General features: G+C 26.5%; 17 protein-coding genes. 1 reads left to right on the forward strand and 16 read right to left on the reverse strand.

Going from position 1 to position 17,449, the window contains the following annotated elements:
- Positions 1 to 129: 129 nt before the first annotated feature.
- The 16 genes from ABY298_RS09335 to ABY298_RS09410 all read right to left on the reverse strand — a co-directional run bounded on the left by ABY298_RS09335 (position 130) and on the right by ABY298_RS09410 (position 16,729).
- The gene (locus ABY298_RS09335; protein WP_372745780.1) at positions 130 to 624 is read right to left on the reverse strand and encodes a hypothetical protein; all 495 of its coding nucleotides are present in this window, start codon (positions 622 to 624) and stop codon (positions 130 to 132) included.
- Between the two features lie 534 nt (positions 625 to 1,158).
- Positions 1,159 to 2,847, reverse strand: a complete 1,689-nt coding sequence (locus tag ABY298_RS09340) for a histidinol-phosphatase HisJ family protein (protein ID WP_372745781.1) — start codon at positions 2,845 to 2,847, stop codon at positions 1,159 to 1,161.
- A gap of 228 nt (positions 2,848 to 3,075) precedes the next feature.
- Positions 3,076 to 4,002: a YeiH family protein gene (locus tag ABY298_RS09345; RefSeq protein WP_372745782.1), complete on the reverse strand. Its 927-nt coding sequence runs from the start codon at positions 4,000 to 4,002 to the stop codon at positions 3,076 to 3,078.
- Positions 4,003 to 4,075: 73 nt separating this feature from the next.
- On the reverse strand, positions 4,076 to 4,960 hold the full coding sequence (locus tag ABY298_RS09350) for a LysR substrate-binding domain-containing protein (protein WP_372745783.1): 885 nt from the start codon (positions 4,958 to 4,960) through the stop codon (positions 4,076 to 4,078).
- Positions 4,961 to 5,186: 226 nt separating this feature from the next.
- Positions 5,187 to 5,906, reverse strand: coding sequence for a hypothetical protein (locus ABY298_RS09355; RefSeq protein WP_372745784.1), 720 nt, complete (start codon positions 5,904 to 5,906; stop codon positions 5,187 to 5,189).
- 43 nt (positions 5,907 to 5,949) lie between these two features.
- Positions 5,950 to 6,174, reverse strand: coding sequence for a hypothetical protein (locus ABY298_RS09360; protein ID WP_372745785.1), 225 nt, complete (start codon positions 6,172 to 6,174; stop codon positions 5,950 to 5,952).
- A 62-nt stretch (positions 6,175 to 6,236) separates the two neighbouring features.
- The gene (locus tag ABY298_RS09365) at positions 6,237 to 6,878 is read right to left on the reverse strand and encodes a hypothetical protein (RefSeq protein WP_372745786.1); all 642 of its coding nucleotides are present in this window, start codon (positions 6,876 to 6,878) and stop codon (positions 6,237 to 6,239) included.
- A gap of 159 nt (positions 6,879 to 7,037) precedes the next feature.
- On the reverse strand, positions 7,038 to 9,113 hold the full coding sequence (locus ABY298_RS09370) for a hypothetical protein (RefSeq protein ID WP_372745787.1): 2,076 nt from the start codon (positions 9,111 to 9,113) through the stop codon (positions 7,038 to 7,040).
- 8 nt (positions 9,114 to 9,121) lie between these two features.
- Positions 9,122 to 9,607, reverse strand: a complete 486-nt coding sequence (gene tsaA / locus ABY298_RS09375) for a tRNA (N6-threonylcarbamoyladenosine(37)-N6)-methyltransferase TrmO (protein WP_372745788.1) — start codon at positions 9,605 to 9,607, stop codon at positions 9,122 to 9,124.
- A gap of 12 nt (positions 9,608 to 9,619) precedes the next feature.
- Entirely contained in the window at positions 9,620 to 10,402 is a 783-nt protein-coding gene (locus ABY298_RS09380; RefSeq protein WP_372745789.1) for an MBL fold metallo-hydrolase, read from the reverse strand.
- 190 nt (positions 10,403 to 10,592) lie between these two features.
- A complete protein-coding gene (ribA, locus tag ABY298_RS09385) occupies positions 10,593 to 11,213 on the reverse strand; it encodes a GTP cyclohydrolase II (RefSeq protein ID WP_372745790.1) in 621 nt (206 codons plus the stop codon).
- A gap of 58 nt (positions 11,214 to 11,271) precedes the next feature.
- Complete coding sequence (locus ABY298_RS09390; protein WP_372745791.1) at positions 11,272 to 11,454, reverse strand: DUF5320 domain-containing protein; 183 nt, start codon at positions 11,452 to 11,454, stop codon at positions 11,272 to 11,274.
- A 466-nt stretch (positions 11,455 to 11,920) separates the two neighbouring features.
- On the reverse strand, positions 11,921 to 13,612 hold the full coding sequence (ilvD, locus tag ABY298_RS09395) for a dihydroxy-acid dehydratase (protein WP_372745792.1): 1,692 nt from the start codon (positions 13,610 to 13,612) through the stop codon (positions 11,921 to 11,923).
- A gap of 244 nt (positions 13,613 to 13,856) precedes the next feature.
- Positions 13,857 to 14,834, reverse strand: coding sequence for a hypothetical protein (locus ABY298_RS09400; protein WP_372745793.1), 978 nt, complete (start codon positions 14,832 to 14,834; stop codon positions 13,857 to 13,859).
- 220 nt (positions 14,835 to 15,054) lie between these two features.
- Positions 15,055 to 15,996, reverse strand: a complete 942-nt coding sequence (locus ABY298_RS09405; RefSeq protein WP_372745794.1) for an aldo/keto reductase — start codon at positions 15,994 to 15,996, stop codon at positions 15,055 to 15,057.
- 232 nt (positions 15,997 to 16,228) lie between these two features.
- Positions 16,229 to 16,729, reverse strand: coding sequence for a DUF4440 domain-containing protein (locus tag ABY298_RS09410; protein WP_372745795.1), 501 nt, complete (start codon positions 16,727 to 16,729; stop codon positions 16,229 to 16,231).
- Between the two features lie 349 nt (positions 16,730 to 17,078).
- Here ABY298_RS09410 and ABY298_RS09415 point away from each other — a divergent pair.
- Positions 17,079 to 17,449: hypothetical protein (locus ABY298_RS09415; protein ID WP_372745796.1), on the forward strand; the 371-nt coding region annotated here is incomplete at its 3' end.

The raw sequence follows: 17,449 nt of genomic DNA on the forward strand, positions 1-17,449 counted from the left end.
AAATCTTTATCCTTTCATTTAAAAGGTCAAAAACAACTAAAATACTTGTATCTTCCCAATCGCTCCAATCTGACCAATTATTATTAGGCATTTCATATTTATAGGCAAATTGAGATGTTCTAAATTTAATTATATCACTATAACAGGTAAACTTAAATAATAGTTTAAAAATTTGAATCCAATATGTTTTAAAGAAGATAGAAATCCTTGAATTAATCCACGTGTAAAAACTTCCTCGGAAATACTAGCGAACAACCAAATGTATAGTATTTGTTCAATTAAAGTAAAATCCATCGTTGCTGTTTTTGATGTTGAATTAATAAAAAAATTTCCAATTACAGATGATAAAAATCCGAATGCTAAACTGATAAATACAATCTTCATAAAAGGAAAATTAAAGTTCCAATTAAAGCCATATTCATTTAATTTTCCTTTAGTAAGTATTAAAATAATTAAAATTGAAGAAATTAACATTCCTAAATGAATTGCTGTTTTTTTAAGTGGAGGAAAATTTTCACTTATATTCGTTTCATTTAAAATAATTATTTGGATTACACTTGCAAACATTAAAACAAATACTCCTAAAAGAATAACAATTAATATTTTTATTAATGGATGCTTCATGGTTTGACAATTTTATTCTTTAATTAGTAATTTAATCAAGTGTTAAGGCTAACTTCTAAAAACCAACTAAAGCATTCTATTTAGCACTTTATTTAACTTATAAAAGCAGGTTTTTATACTTTAAATTAGTAGACTAAATTAACAATGCATACAGGCATTAGTAAAATAAGTATACTAATGTTGTTATTTAACAAACCTTAAATTATTGAAAACTAGCAATTTTTATATTTTAAGTTATAATGAATAAAAATATGCTATTTTTTAAAACAATGGTATCTTTTTTTAAAAAATAAAAACTCATATTTAATTCTATTTTAAAGTAATTATAGTTTTATTTATTAAATATATTTTAGCATTAAATATTAAAGTATTATCTTTAGAAGGTAGGTTATTTTTCCTACATCTTTTTCATAGCAATTTCCACCCTCGCATGTCGGGGGTGGTTTTTTTATGTAAACTACTGCTAAATAAAAAAGTTGTACACTGCTGCACAACTTTTTGCTTTTATAAAAATTTAAAATTTTATTTTTATACTTACATACTATGAAATTCAATTAAGTTTGCTTCATAATATTGCTCACCTAAATTAGATAATAAATTTCTAATTACATTACTATCTCCATCAATAGCAATAGCTGAATAACCTATATCATTTAATTTTCCTAACCTTAAATCTATTATATTAATATTTTTTGAAGATAAGGCCGATAGCAATATTAATAATACTCCAGGAGCATTGTTATGTTTGGTAAGTATTACTTTTTCACTTAATGCCAAATTTAATTTAACACCATCCATTTCTAATAAATAAACCCCTTCACCGTAATAATTTGGCAACTCGGCATTTTCTTTATAGGTTAAATTATGAAATAATTCGGCGCTTGTACCATTTACAAATTCAATAGCATCTGCAATTTTTCCATTGCTGTTTTCAATAGTTAAAAAAGCAACTGCTGTACCATCGTTATTAGACTTTAATCGTGCTGTTTCAACATTTATTCCTTCAGATGCTAATGTATTAAATAACGCAGAAATTACTCCAGGTTCATCTACATGTTCAGAAAACAATCCGTTTACTAATCGTTTTGATGATTTTGGAATTTCATTGGTAATTGTAATTGATTTTCCCCATTTACGAATACGAATTGCATTATAATCACCCATTCCTGTAGCATTTTTATAAATATCTACAAACTCGGAAAATGATCCTCCAAAAGAAAAATCTGGAATAATTTTTCTATGTTCAGAATCCAATCGTTGATTTAATAATTCAATACCTTTATTTAGAACTGTATATTTAACCTTTAAATCGTGATCATCATAAATTGTACGATTCTCTGGAATTAATTTTGAATAACTTACATAATTCTCATACCCTGCTTCCTGAATATATTCTAAACTTTCTTTAAAGTTTAATCCATAATAACGCACATGATGTAAATCGGTTCCTAAACAAACAGGAATTTGTAGTTCGTTAGCTCTTCTTAAAATACTTTGTATTGGATACACGCCTACTCCTTTAAATTTTCCTGCCATATTTACATCTAACGACAAATTTCGGTCGGCAATTAGCTCTAACAACGTTCTAAACTTATTTGCTAAAGGATGTGAACTTGTTTCAAAATTTAATAATGCTTCTGGCATATCAACATTAAGTTTTGGTAAATCTATATGACCAATAATTTGAATCATATCACCAAAACATTCAATCATTTGAATAACTTCATTAAAATAGCCATCCCAATAAGCTTCTAAGCTTCCTCTAATTTTTAACAATTCAAGTGCTTCTTCTTTTGTACCATCATAAGGTAAACCTTCTGGAGCAAAGTGAACTGAACCAATTACATAATCGGCATCTTCTGCCTGAAATATTTTAGAACGGCTCCACTGCAATCCTAAATCAGCGCCCATCCATTCTAACTCTACACCATATTTAATGTTTATTTTCCCTTCGTATCTTTTACGCAAATCTGCAATACGTTTTGGATAATTTAAATAGGATCTATTTCCACGAATAAACTTTACATTTGTTTCTCTTTCTGCTATATATCTAAAATTTGTTAAGCGAGGAGAATGTATTATAAAAGTAATACTAGGATGATTTGCTTCTATTGCTTTGTCTACAACCTTTTCTAATTTATCAATTCCATGTTTAACACGGTCTTGTTCTGTTCCGGCATGAATACCGTGTGTTTCCCAAATAAACTCATTCAGTTTTTTCATGAATAAATGCTTTTAATTTTTTTTTATCAGTTGCAAATTTAACTATTGATTTATATTTATTGACTAAAATCGTAATTGTTTTGAATATAGTATCTACAATTTATGATAATTGCCTATAGTAAATGTTAATTTTTGCCATAATTGTTATATATATCATACTTTTAAAACTTTAAATTTTAACTATTTCAATAAAAATAAACCAACCGTATTTTACTTTTTACGTATTTACTACATATTGTAGGTAATATATAAATATGAGAACAGTGAAATAAAAATCCATAAACTAATGGCAACAAACATGGGTTTTATTCCTGTTGATTTTAAATCGTTAATTGAAATTGTAGAACCTACTAAAAACAATGTTAGTACTAATAATTTTTTTGCGTAAAATACAATTTCATTGGTAATTGAAGTTGGAATTATATGGTAACTATTTATAAAAATCGCCAAAATAAATAGCAAAATAAAATACGGAATTTTAATTTTCTCTCCTTCTGTTTTAAAAATAATCATAGATAAAACAGATAAGGGAATAATCCATAAAGTTCTAGATAATTTTACCGTTGTAGCAACTCTTAAAGCTTCTTCTCCGTAACCCAATGCAGCACCAACCACAGAACTTGTATCATGTATTGCAATGGCACACCATAAACCAAACTGTTCTTGGGTTAGGTGTTTCCAATGTCCAATTGCTGGAAAAACAAATAAGGCAATAGAATTTAATAAAAACACAATTCCTAACGCCACACTAATAGCATTGTTATTTGCTTTAATTACAGGAGAAATAGCTGCAATTGCACTTCCACCACAAACAGATGTTCCGGAAGTAATTAAATGCCCTAATTTTTTATCAAGTTTAAATAATTTAGTTAACAGCAAACCTAAACTTACCGTTAAAATAATAGAAAAAAAAGTTAAACTAAAGCCTTGCTTACTTGTTGTAATTGTTTCTTTAATAAACATTCCAAATCCCAAACCAATTACAGATATTTTTAAAAAATGATGAATTGCTTTATGACAACTCTGTTTAAATGGATGCTTAAAAAGCAAGGCATATACAAAACCAAGAATTAGAGCTAACGAACTACTAATAGGGAAAAAAAGTATACTAATTATAGGAACTAAAAAAATAATTTTTGCTACTGAACTTTTCATATTGTATTTTTTACAATACAAAAATAGCCAGTCTCAATAACTTTTTAGCAAATCAATTAGTTGTTTCGTATAACTAAAAGTTATAGTTCTTTAAAGTGTATTTTTCAAATAAGGACATTAAATTTGACTGATATCCTGTTCTGGATACAAAATAAAACCAACGTTCAATACTTAAATCTTTAACTTCTATTATTTTAAGCTTGTTATTAATTAAATCTTCAGAAATAGCATGAATAGAAATAAATGCATAATTATCTGAATTAAACAAGTAGTTTTTAATAGCTTCGGTACTATTTAGTGTTACAACAGTGTTTAATTTTTTAATATGTAAGTTGTTTAAATGCTCAAACACAATTTCTTTAGTTCCAGAACCCATTTCTCGAACAATTATAGGAATTTCTTGTAGTACATCTAAACTTATTATTCCCTTTTTATAAGTGTTATTTTTAGCATTAGTAACCAATACAATTTCATCTTTAATAAATTTATGATATTGTAATTTACGGTTACTATTTTTCCCTTCTATAATTCCAAAATTTAATTTCTGATTTAATATTAACTCCTCAATTTCATCAGAATTTCCTGCAGTAATCTCAAATTTTGTTTTTGGAAATTGAACCCTAAATTTTGCAATTACTTTAGGCATTATATAATTTGCCAACGTTGTACTTACACCAAAGTTTATTAAATCTGGAAATGTTTCATTTTTATGCAAAAACTGACTCTCCATTTCATTGTAAATTTCTAATATTTTGTTGGTATAAATTAAAAACGATTTTCCATCATTTGTTAATTCAATAGAGTTTCTTTTCCTTAAAAAAAGGGTAATTTTATATTCGTATTCTAAATTTCTAATGGCTTTAGAAATTGCTGGTTGTGAGATAAATAATTGCTCTGCAGCTTTAGTAAAACTTAAATGGTTTGCAACAATTTTAAAAATATGTAATTTCGTTTTCATTTGTTTCTGTACAAAAATTTAAGAGCAATTTACGAAGCTGAAAAAAATAACTTTTTAAGTGGCTACAAATAACATTTATATTATTTGCTAATTTAAAATATACCTTGTAATGTGCAATATTATTTAATTCTTAAATACTATACCTAGCTCCTTTTTTAGCTTAAAAGCATAAAAAAAAGCCATAAACAAATCAGTATTTAGGGCTTTTTTAAAATTTATTAAAAAATTAGTGTTCTGTATTAAACTTATCTAATTTCTCTTTAGCAACTTTTGCTTTATTAAGGTTAGATGAAAGTGAGTTTTCAAAATTATTTAACTTTTTCTCAGCATCAGTTATCTTTGCTTGTTTTTCTGCGTATTCTGAAGCAGATATTTTTCCTTTGGCTGCAGCTAAGCGTTCTTTTGCAGCAGCAATTTTTGCTTTCCCTTCAGTAACTTTAGAGTCCATACTTTGTATTTTTGCAATACTTTCAGTTGCTCTTTCGCTAGCAAACTTTGTACGAGCAGCTTGTAAAGGTTTTCCTGTAAGATTTTCTTTATTCTCAAATTTACTTTTTGATATTTCAATTTTATCATTCATTTCTGAAATTTTCTCAGCTCCTTTAACTTCTTCTGCTTTTTGCTGTCCTTTATTTCTTAAATCATTAACATCTTCTTTTCCATTTTGTTTAATCTCAGAAACTTTTTCTTGGCCTTTTGTTTTAGTATTTTCAACTTCTTTTTGACCTTTATCCTTCATTCCAACAACCTTATCATTCCCCTTTTGTTTTATATCAGAAACTTTTTCTTTTCCTTCCTTCTTCATTTCTGCTCCTTTTTCTTGAGCATTATTCTTTCCTTTTTGATATGTTTCTTTAACTTCCTTAGTAGGAATTTCTTGTGCTGTAGCAACATAACTACCTATAAACATTAAAGCTGTAGTTGCTATTATTTTTATGTAATTCATGATTTTTTTTAATTTTTTAATTATTCTTCTAATTCAAACTTTTTTAAATATTATCTAACTCATTTAATGAATTATCTAATTCTTTAGCTTTTTCATCTAATTGTACTGTAATAGTATCTAATTCTGTTTCTACAGATTCTACTTTTTCAATAACTGCTTCAACACTTGCATCAGTTTCATTTTTTACTTCTTCTTTTTTTGTTTCTGTACATGCTACTGTAATTGTTAAAAATAAAACTGCAAAGCAAATTTTTTTAATTGTTTTCATAATGATATTTAATTTTTAATTTTAGAGTTCAAAATTACAATTATTATTCACTCTCAATAAATTTATTTTATTTCCTGCCTAATTAAACTATCTATATAAACTTTTGAATGTTTTACAAAATTTACTTTTTGATAGTTTGCATCTTCACTTAATTTAAAAACATAAATATATTTTATTGAATCACTATTTTTAACATATGTCCCTTCTGTATAATATACTCCTTTCCAATCTTTAGGGTTATTAATTTTTAGGTTTTTTATTAAACACATAGTTTTATTTAAATGAACCTTATTTGTATTATAAATATTAAGTTCCTTTCCGAAAAGACCTTTTTTATTAAATTTTGAGATTGAATCTTCGTTAGCATCAAATATTACTAAAATATAATCTTTACTTGTATGGAAATTTACATTGGTGGAACTACCCAAAAAAGAAATTAATAAAAAAATAAATACACCAATTATAAGTTCTGCTATAATTAATTTATAATAAGTTACCTTTTTTACTAAAAACCTATCTATTATATAAAACAGTATTAAAATTATTGATATTGGAATTAAAACAGCTACGTAGATTCCAAATTCTGAAGAATGAGTAAAACTAACATACAAGGCATAAACAGATACAATTATACTTAATAAGGTAATTACAGATAACACCGTAACCGGATAAACGATACTTTTAAGTGTTTTTTTAAAATTCATTAGATTAAATTTAAATGTTACTAACAAATTATTTACAGTATAATTTAATCAATTTAAAACTATTAGTAGTATTAAATATAAAAGCATCCAATTTTATAAAATTAGATGCTTTTAAACAACAATACCTTTTAAAAAATATTGATATGTACTTTTACAAGTTTAATCTTTCAATAAATCTGGATTGCTAAGTATTAATTCTATCTTTTTAATAATTACCGTAATTTGGTTCATTTGTGTTTCTATATTTCTAAAAAACAGACTAATATCTCTATTTACCCAACTTTCCGAAATAACTCTTGCTCCTAAACTTATTCTTAAAATAGCGCTTTCAATATCATTTCCATATTTTACATTAACCGCTTGTCCGATATGACATTTTTGAGCAGCCAATCTAATAATTTCTAATGGAGCATTTTTAAATTCATCAGATAAATCAGAATTTAACAATGTATATAGTTTTTTAACTTTATCAACCGATAGCACTTGGTTATTTTGAAGAATAAAGAAAGGGAAAATAGTACGGATATTTCGCAATCCAAATTCTTTACTATTATAACTTTTTGTTTTTGCCTCATCGCTATAAATTGGTTCTAAAAAAGTAGCTTCGTTTATAGAATCTTCAACAAAATTACAAAACATTTCAATTCCCATATTTCTATATAAAATTGGTGTTCGGTAATACCTATCCATTTCAACAATAGCGGCATTCCAACGCATATAAGAACCATAATTATATCCGTTAGATAGTTCGTTTGAACAACACCAAGATGCTGGCCAATCTGAATGATGGTAATAATTGTTTAAACCTTCTGGTAATGTTGTGCTTACAGCATCTATTAATTTACTTACTTTTTTAGGCAAAATTAATGCTCCAGAATACGGAGGACCTGTAAAGTATTTACTTCCTGTTATACTAACAATATACCCTTTGTTTAAATAATTTTGAATATCTGAAGGGTCTAATCTAACTTGTGCAGCATCTACAATAACTTGTAATGATAAATTTTTGAGTGTATTTAATTTTTGCAACAATTTTTCACTAGGTGATTGGTATCCTAATTTAGATTGATCCATTGTATGCAACACTATATGTCTGCCTAGTTTGTTAGTTTCTGAAACTGCATTTAAAACTTCTTCATCTAATTGACTAGATGATTTTAAATCTCCATTTTCATCTCTAAAAGGAATTTTAATTAAATCAATATCTCTAAACCCTTCTATTTTATCTCCTTTTTTTACTGGATAATTTAATGCTGTTGTGTTTTCAAAATGACAGCCTTTTAATGCTGCAGGAACACCACTTCCGGTTTCATCTGAAGCAACTAAAACATGTGTTATATCTTTCTCAGAAATAATTTGTGTAATTGCTGCTATTTGAAGTGCTGAATCTGTACCCGATGGCGAAAATATTATTTGAAATTCATCATTTAATTTAAATATTTTTCGAAGGTTATTTTTTAACAATTCAGAAAACTCTAAAGACGTATGTTTAAAGCCGTTTTTTAAACTATTTCTTATTAATATACTTCTAACTTTATCTGTTTTATCAAAAGCAAAATTAGAAACGCTTGTTGCAGTAGATGAAGCAAAAGTAAAGGCTTCAGGTCTTGGAAATGGTCTACAACCATATTTATTTAACAAATTAATTTCGTCAATATTTAAACGAAGATCTCCTCCATCCATCAACAAATATTCTGTTGGTTTTGCTAAATTTTCTATAATAGGTTTCCAAGCTTCTTTAAAAGCTCTACTAGTACTTTTTAATCCGTGAAAATCTTGAAGAACTTTATACTTTAGTAATGATTCCGTATCTAACTCTTGATTATTTTTAATTAAATCTATTAGTAAATAATTAACAGATTCTAATTTCTCCTTATCGTCTTTAGGTAATAATTTATAAAATATTTTTGTTACTTCAAGCGCTGCTACATCACATAAAATAGTATCTTGTTTATCATTACTTAAAGCTTTATACCACAATTGCCATTCTATACCATATCTTAAATAAACCAACGCCAAAACAGGTTCTTTTAAAAAGTTTGTACCTATTACAATAGATTTATTAGGTATAATTTTAAATACATTTGGCTCTTTAATAGAGGTAATTATATTTATACTATTTAATTTAGGTACTGTATTAAACCTTTTTAAAACGCGAACTAAATAATTCACATTTTCTTTTTCAAACAAACTTGTTCTTTTATATTGATCTTCAATAAGCATATTATTTGTCATAGGTGTTATTATTTAAAACGTTCATCAGAACGAAGTTCATTAGTTGGTATATTTAACTGATTCTCCAACCAGCCAGATTTTGTAATTATTCTATTATCAAACTTTGCAAAGAAAGGTTTTATATCAATAAGTGGTGTTTCATTTAACATATCAACCATTTCTATACTAATAATATTATTTTCAATTCCTAAAAGTTTAACTGTAGATAACCCAATTGCATTTGGCCTTTTGGGTGATTTGGTGGCAAATATACCATGTTCTTTATTATCCATAAAAGGTTTTACCACTAAGCTGTAATCTTTTATTTTATGTAAGTGATATATTAATGTAATATGGGAAAATTCATTTAAATCTTTTAAGCCATTTAAATAGTGTGGAAACAGTTCAATATACCCTTTAACTCCCTCTGCAGCAAGAGGTTGAATTGGCATACTTTTAATTGTTTTAAAAGGTGTATAAATTATTCCAATTGGGTTTATAGTTATTTGTTTCAATTGCATTTTTTTTTAAAAATTTAAAACCATTCCTGTTTTTAATTGTTCTATATTAAATTGCTTATAAAAAGCAACAAGCGCAGGAAATTCTGTACAGTGCGATGGATAAACTTTATGAATATTTTTCTCTTTAATAAAATCTATTGTATACTTAGTTTGTAAATTATTTTCTTTTAAATGAAAACCACCAATTACGGCATTTATAGTAGAAATACCGGTTACTTTAATAGCATAATCTATTATATTACAAATACCTGAATGTGAGCACGCTGTAATAATAACTAACTGATTATTCTCAATTACCACCATAGCCGAATCATCAATTACAAAATCTGGTTGATTGTTTTCATCTATAAAATTAGTTGTTTTTGCTTCAAAATTATTTAATAATGGAATTTGAGATAGAAAAATTATGTTTTCTGAAATATAATAAGGCTCTTTTGTAAGAACTAAATTAAACTTTTGCTCAATTTCACTTTTACTTAGTTTTAAACCTATAAATGAATTATTTTTTTTTCTGTACCGTTTTATAAACACATTTGGATGCGTAATTAATGTTTTATCATTTATATACTGTAATCCATCTCCGTGATCCCAATGCCCGTGACTAAGAACTACTGTATTCACTTCTTTTTGAATATCAATACCAAGTGTGCTTGCATTTTTTTTAAAAACATTTGTAGATCCTGTATCAAACAAAATTTTTTCTCCTTCACTTTCAATTAAATAAGATAATCCGTGTTCTGCAAGAAATCCAGAACCTGCGCAATTTTCAGTTAGTACAATTATATTCAAGTGTTTCTTTTTTTTAATTTAAATACAATAACAATAATACGTTTCTTTTGTAATTTTAGATAATTTAATCCAATTTACGTAAAAATTAAGGAATAGTTTAGCCACACTTTGTAACATTAATAGCAATTTAATATTTTTCAACTAACAAACTTAGAATATTACCACATTAAAAACATCTAATAAAATTATATTAATTTTCTGTTTTTTCTATTTTAAGTTGATGCCCCATATGCATTTCCTTTGTTTCTAAATAATATTTATTAAATGGATTGAATTGCACTATTAAAGGAACACGTTTAACAACTCTAATTCCGCTTTGTTCCAGTCCTATTATTTTATCAGGATTATTGGTTATTAACTTTACTTTTTTTATACCTAATGTACTCAATATTTCTGCACCTATTTCATATTCTCGCTCATCTGGAGCAAACCCTAAATGTAGGTTAGCTTCAATTGTGTTTAAACCTTCTTCTTGTAATTTATAAGCTTTCATCTTATTCATTAAACCAATTCCTCTTCCCTCTTGTTGTAAATAAACTATTAATCCGCTTCCCTTACTTTCAATTAATTTCATAGCTTCTATTAATTGATCTCCACAATCACATTTTAAAGATCCAAATATGTCTCCCGTAGCACAAGCTGAATGAATTCTTGTTAAAACACTATCTTTTGATGATAATTTTCCTTTAATTAATACAATATGTTCCAGACCATTTTCTTTTTCTTGAAATGGAATAATTTCAAAATTACCATATTTGGTTGGCAGTTGAACTCTTTCTCCTTGTATTATATTCGATTTCCCTATACTCATTTAACATCTATTTTTTCACACATTCAATTAATTAAAACTATTAAATTTTTAATGTTAATTAATTGTTTTTTAGTTGTTTATAAGCTATTTTAATAGCGTTTCTTTTCTTTAAATCTTCAACCTTAAATAAATAGTTTTCTTCAATTTCTTTATTTTCAACATCCGTTTTTTTGCATATACCTAGTTTCTTTCCTTTTTTAGGACCTAAATTTCCAGGACCAGTTTTATCTAAGTTTGGCATAATTATTCTTTTAAATTAATAACTCTTCTCTTTTATAAGCTATCCTACTTTTACTTTATTAATTTTAAATATTTAACAATCAACAAATTAACGAACATAATTTAAGTAAACATTAAGTATAAAAATTGATACAAACAGTAAAATATTTTACAAAAGTAATGAACGTACGTTCATTATACAAATATATTGGTGTACATTTAAAAAAATACATTGTAATTAAAATATCTCATTTAAATTACATACAAAACCAACTCAATTTTTATGGTATTACATCAAGAATTAATGCGCTTATTGTTTAGTTAAATAAATTATTATGAAGTAAGTTTAACAAAGAATTCGTTTTTAATTTAAAAAGAATTAAACACTAAAAAAAAGATTTGTGACTGTAGAAGTCACAAATCTTTAAAAGTTCAAAAGCACTCAAATTATTAAAATGAATTGAATTACTTTTTTTTTAAAATTACAATTAAAACAAGTCTGTTTTTAAAACTGCTCCGCTACTTGCATTTGTTACCAATGCTCTGTATTGTTTTAACCAGCTTGATGTAAGTTCTTTTTTAATTGGAGTAAACTCGGCTTTTCTTTTTGCTATTTCTTCGTCTGTTAAATTTACCGATAAAATATACTTATCTACATCAATGTGAATTTCATCACCATCTTTTAACAATCCAATCATTCCTCCTTCTGCAGCTTCCGGGCTAACGTGTCCAATACTTGCACCTCTTGTTGCTCCACTAAATCTACCATCAGTAATTAATGCAACTTTATCTCCAAGTCCCATTCCCATTATTAATGAAGTTGGCGCTAACATTTCTTGCATTCCTGGCCCTCCTTTTGGTCCTTCATATCTAATTACAACAACGTTTCCTGCTTTTACTTTTCCTGATAAAATTCCTTCAATAGCTTCATTTTGCCCATCAAAACAAACTGCTGTTCCGGTTAAAGCTCTTGCTCCTGTAATTCCGGCAGTTTTAATTACGGCTCCTTGTTCAGCTAAATTTCCGTATAAAATAGCCAATCCACCTACTTGCGAATATGGATTATCTATAGTATGAATAATATTAGTATCTTTTATAAAAGAATCTTTAATTTTTTCCAATACAGTTTCTCCTGTAATTGTTAAGTTATCTAATAATATATCATCGCCTCTTTTAGTCATTTCTTTCATTACAGCGTTTACACCTCCTGCTCTATTGATATCTTCCATATGAACAGTTGATAAACTTGGAGAAATTTTAGCTATATGAGAAACTTTTTGCGAAATACTATTAATATCTTCAAGGTTAAAGTTAACTTTTGCTTCTTGTGCAATGGCTAACATATGCAACACTGTATTGGAACTTCCTCCCATTGCCATATCAACAGCAAATGCATTTCTTACAGCGTTTTCATTTAATATATTTTTTAGCTTAAATTTTTCTGTTTTTGCACTGTCTTTTGCTATTTCACAAATTCTTCTTGCTGCTTGTCTATATAGTTGTTCTCTTTCTTTGGTAAGTGCTAAAATGGTTCCGTTTCCTGGAAGCGCAATTCCCATTGCTTCCATAAGAGTATTCATAGAGTTTGCTGTGAACATTCCTGAGCAACTTCCGCCACTTGGGCAAGCATTACACTCAATATCATTTAATTCTTCTTTAGACATTTCACCGGCTTCAAATTTTCCAACGGCTTCAAAAGCAGTAGCAAGATCAATAGGAACACCATCTTTAGTATGTCCTTTTTTCATTGGTCCTCCACTTACAAAAATGGTTGGCACATCTACTCTTAAAGCTCCCATAATCATTCCAGGAACAATTTTATCACAGTTTGGAATGGCAATCATAGCATCTAACTTATGTGCATTCATCACTGTTTCTATAGAGTTGGCTATAATTTCTCTAGAAGGAAGTGAAAAAAGCATTCCATCATGACCCATTGCAATTCCATCATCAACACCAATTGTGTTAAATTCAAATGGAACACAACCATTTTTTTTAATCTCGTCTTTTATAATTCTTGAGACTCTATCTAAAAAAAAGTGTCCCGGAATAATTTCAATATAAGAGTTTGCTACTCCAATAAATGGTTTGTCAAAATCTTCATCAACTAATCCAGTTGCTCTAAATAAGGATCTATGTGGAGTTCTTTGATGTCCTTTTTTTACTTCATCACTTCTCATAATATTTTAATTTCAATTTATAAATTCTATTTTTTAATCTTTTAACTTTTTTAGTAGTTACTATTTTTTAAACTTATTTACTTTAATTGTAAAGTTAAAATCTTTTATTATTATTAACTGATTGCTTAAAAAATTAAACATATCGGTACAAATATAATAGTCCATAGACTTACATTGTAAATTTTTTACTATTAATTATTGAAAAATGTATTTTTTTTTATTTTATGCAGAAAATTATCTAAAACTAATAATATTCAATACCTCTTTTAATTAAATATTTAGGTTTACTTTTTTTGTTAAAGTGAATACATTCTATCCAATTTCCTTTGTTGTTATAGGTGTATTGAAGTGTAATATTTCTTTCTATTTTATCTTTTCTTTTAAAAATGTAATTTTTTAGTTCTCCGTTTGAATTGTACTTATATATTGCAGTTTTATTTGGAGAAACCCAGTGGTTGGAATATTCTAATAATTTACCTTTTGTATTAAGTATATACCGCTGTTGCATTATTAAATTACGATCATTATAATATTTAATTTCATGAATTAATCCTTGATTTAAATAATTATGTTCCTCTGTATTTTTGGTTAAGTATGTTTTACCTAAGGCATTTATATGGTTTTTAACAGTTGAAATTTCAATAATTTTATTTTCATTATTATACTGATATTCAACATTATGAATTATAGAATCTACTTTTAAAGGATATGTATTTTTATCTGTGGTAACATATTTTTCTTTTAATAATTGATTGTTATTATTGAATAACCGGTAATAATAATTTAATTCCACTTTTTCATTATCAAATTGCTTTATTCCAACTGAATCTTTTTCTAATACATAAAAATTTATATAAAATTTATTGATTAATGATTTGTATGAATATAAGTTACCATTTAGGTAATAATCTAGTTTAGGAGAAGAAGCTACAGTTTTTTCAGAAGTTATATTACCATATATATCATACGTATAAAAAAAAGTTATACTATCGTTTAACTTTTTAGCATTAGGATAAAGAACCATTTTAATTTTTTGATTTTTAGAATTGTAATATATAGTATCTTTTTGACTTTGATTTTCTTTTACAACTAAATTTCCTTTTGTATTATAGTAACATTTTTTTAAAGGATATTGTATTGGATAATAATCATAAAGTATAGTAGGCGAAGTTTTTATTATTTTATTATTTTTTGTTTTTAATTGATAAACTGTATACGTCAAACTTTTAATAGAGTCAAATGTATTTACCTTAGTATCAATTTGAGCAAAAGAATTGATACAAATGCAAACAGCAAAAATTGTTAAAACTAGTTTAGAGGTTTTCATTACTTCTCTACAATCTTAAATATCATATTATAAATAAATTATAATATATATTTATTATACAAGTTAAAAACTTACTAAAAGGCTCTAATTGTAAACAAACTAATTTTAATTTTATCTACCAAGGAAGATTTAAATGTTTTACTTCATTCTGATAAAAATCTTCTAACTTTTTAACAAGTTCTTTTGAAAGTGGTTTATTAGCACTTTCTACATTATTTTCTAACTGGGTAATTGTTGTATTACCCGGAATTACAGTTGAAACAGCTTTATAAGCCAAACAAAATGAGATTGCAGATTGTGCTAAATTATTTTCATTAGCTATAATATCCTTCACTTTTTTCACCAAATTACTCCTTGTAATAATATCTTTTTTAGACCAACGACTTCTAATATCTGTAAATGTACTTTCAGCATTGTATTTACCTGAAAGCCAACCAGAATCTAGCGGAATTTTTGCAATAATACCTACTTCTTTTTCCTGTGCTAAATCAAAAGCCAGCGCAGAATCTTGATGAAGAATATTAAAAAAAGCTTCTATAACACTACAATTTGTTGTTTCCATAAAAAGTTTCATATCGGCATAGGTGTCTAAAGAAGCACCATAAGCGTTTATTTTCCCTTCATCCATTAACCGCTCTAAAATCTCATAATGTGGATTGTTATTTCCGTTTAAATATTCTACTGGAGGATTGTGAATAATTAGTGAATCTATATAATCTACTTGTAATCTTTTTAAACTTCCTTCTAAAGATTCTCTTATAATATTAGCACTATAATTAGTTTCTCCAGTTACAGAATGTCCAAATTTTGTATTAATTACTATTTTACTTCTATCAAAATTTTTTAGTGCTTTTCCAAGCCTTAATTCACTGGTTCCGTGTCCGTAATTTGGAGCAGTATCAAAAAAATTAATACCTAATTCCATAGATTTGTTTACCATAGCAATAGCTTCTAATTCACTCATGCTTTTCCAACCTGAATTTTCTCCTAACTGCCAAGCTCCCAATCCAATTTCAGAAACTAATGGTGCATTTTTAATGTATTTCTTGTATTTCATTTTTAAGTAGACTTATAATTTAGTTCAATCCCTTCAAAATTAATTAAACCTTTCTACTTTAGGGTAAATTAATTAAAAAGAGTTAGTCATATTTGTTACATTTTTTTTTAAAAGAATAATTACAAGTTTATAACCAAATAATTTTTCTAAAAAAATTTAGATCTAAAACTTGTAATTACCTTTAATTTTTGTTTCTATTATTATTTTTTCATTTCTATTTTTATAAGTTTAACTATTTTACCGGTAAATTTGAGTTAAGAATATCTCTAAATAATTTCCATGTAGCTTCTTCTTTTTTCCAAATCACTACATATTTTCCTTGGTCTACTTCTGTATCTCCTGCAAAAAGTGAATAGGTTCCTTCTTCTGTAATAAAATCTTCAGAACCCCATACTTCTATAGTGGTAAGATTTATTTTAGAAATCCCAGACTTCATCATTCCAGAGAAAGTAGCTTTAATTGCCTCATTCCCTACTATTGATGGCATTCCCGACATCATAATTTTAGCATCTTTTGTATATAAATTACTAATTCCTATGGAGTCTGCAGCAGCTAGCAAACTCATAAATTCTTTATTAGCCGCTTCAATTTCTGCTTTGGCAATAGCTAAATTAAATGTAGGCTCAACAATGGTTTTGTCCAATTCCTTTGCTTTTTTAGTACAATTAATACTAGAAAAAATAAATATCAGTGTAACAGCTACCAGTGTTAAAATTTTTATTGATTTTTTCATATCATGATTATTAAGTAATGCTTACTCTATTCGGTTTTCAGCTTATCCGTTTATTACAGTAATTTTTATAAAATCTTTTAACAAAAAAGCAATTACAGCAAGTTATTGATAATGGGTTAATTAGCCCTAAATTAGAAAGTTTTTAAAATATATTCAATGATAATTATCAATACCAAACAAATCAAAAAAAAGTCACTAATAATTAGCTAAAAACAAACGTATTTTAGACGCTTAACATTTTAAAATTAAACCACTTACAAAATAACGCTTACCTTATTTTATGACAAAAGTCACTGTTTTTATTACTAATAAATAGTACTTTTGCAAACAGATATTTTACGTGTTTTTTATGAATAATTTACCCCTCAAATTATCAATTTCTCTTTTAATTGTTGGATTCGTCAGTTTTTTCAGTTGGTGTATTAGTTTAAGTGTTTTTACAAACCTAACTAACCAATTTTTACCAGCTCCAATAGCTAGTATTTTAATACTAATTATGGGTGTTCTTTACACCATTTCTTTTTCAAAAAAATCTTCTAAAAAACTTAAAAACGCTAATAAACTATTATCTTATTTTAGTTTAGTACTGGTCCTTTTTTATGCTATAGATGCTCTTTTTATTATAAATTATAACTTTGAAAATCAACTATTAATTAAAATTGGCAATTTAATTTCTACCGAAGTTATTTTAATTTCTCCCATTACTGTAATGGTTTTTGG

Source organism: Lutibacter sp. (assembly GCF_041596795.1).
In the GTDB taxonomy this organism is placed as follows: Bacteria; Bacteroidota; Bacteroidia; order Flavobacteriales; family Flavobacteriaceae; genus Lutibacter.

Bases quoted from the DNA above. Each gene is read 5' to 3' on its own strand.
- ABY298_RS09350 (WP_372745783.1), bottom strand. From the start codon at position 4,960: ATGAAAACGAAATTACATATTTTTAAAATTGTTGCAAACCATTTAAGT.
- ilvD (WP_372745792.1), bottom strand. From the start codon at position 13,612: ATGAGAAGTGATGAAGTAAAAAAAGGACATCAAAGAACTCCACATAGA.
- ribA (WP_372745790.1), bottom strand. From the start codon at position 11,213: ATGAGTATAGGGAAATCGAATATAATACAAGGAGAAAGAGTTCAACTG.
- ABY298_RS09335 (WP_372745780.1), bottom strand. From the start codon at position 624: ATGAAGCATCCATTAATAAAAATATTAATTGTTATTCTTTTAGGAGTA.
- ABY298_RS09370 (WP_372745787.1), bottom strand. From the start codon at position 9,113: ATGACAAATAATATGCTTATTGAAGATCAATATAAAAGAACAAGTTTG.
- ABY298_RS09355 (WP_372745784.1), bottom strand. From the start codon at position 5,906: ATGAATTACATAAAAATAATAGCAACTACAGCTTTAATGTTTATAGGT.
- ABY298_RS09410 (WP_372745795.1), bottom strand. From the start codon at position 16,729: ATGAAAAAATCAATAAAAATTTTAACACTGGTAGCTGTTACACTGATA.
- ABY298_RS09345 (WP_372745782.1), bottom strand. From the start codon at position 4,002: ATGAAAAGTTCAGTAGCAAAAATTATTTTTTTAGTTCCTATAATTAGT.
- ABY298_RS09405 (WP_372745794.1), bottom strand. From the start codon at position 15,996: ATGAAATACAAGAAATACATTAAAAATGCACCATTAGTTTCTGAAATT.
- ABY298_RS09340 (WP_372745781.1), bottom strand. From the start codon at position 2,847: ATGAAAAAACTGAATGAGTTTATTTGGGAAACACACGGTATTCATGCC.
- ABY298_RS09365 (WP_372745786.1), bottom strand. From the start codon at position 6,878: ATGAATTTTAAAAAAACACTTAAAAGTATCGTTTATCCGGTTACGGTG.
- ABY298_RS09360 (WP_372745785.1), bottom strand. From the start codon at position 6,174: ATGAAAACAATTAAAAAAATTTGCTTTGCAGTTTTATTTTTAACAATT.
- ABY298_RS09390 (WP_372745791.1), bottom strand. From the start codon at position 11,454: ATGCCAAACTTAGATAAAACTGGTCCTGGAAATTTAGGTCCTAAAAAA.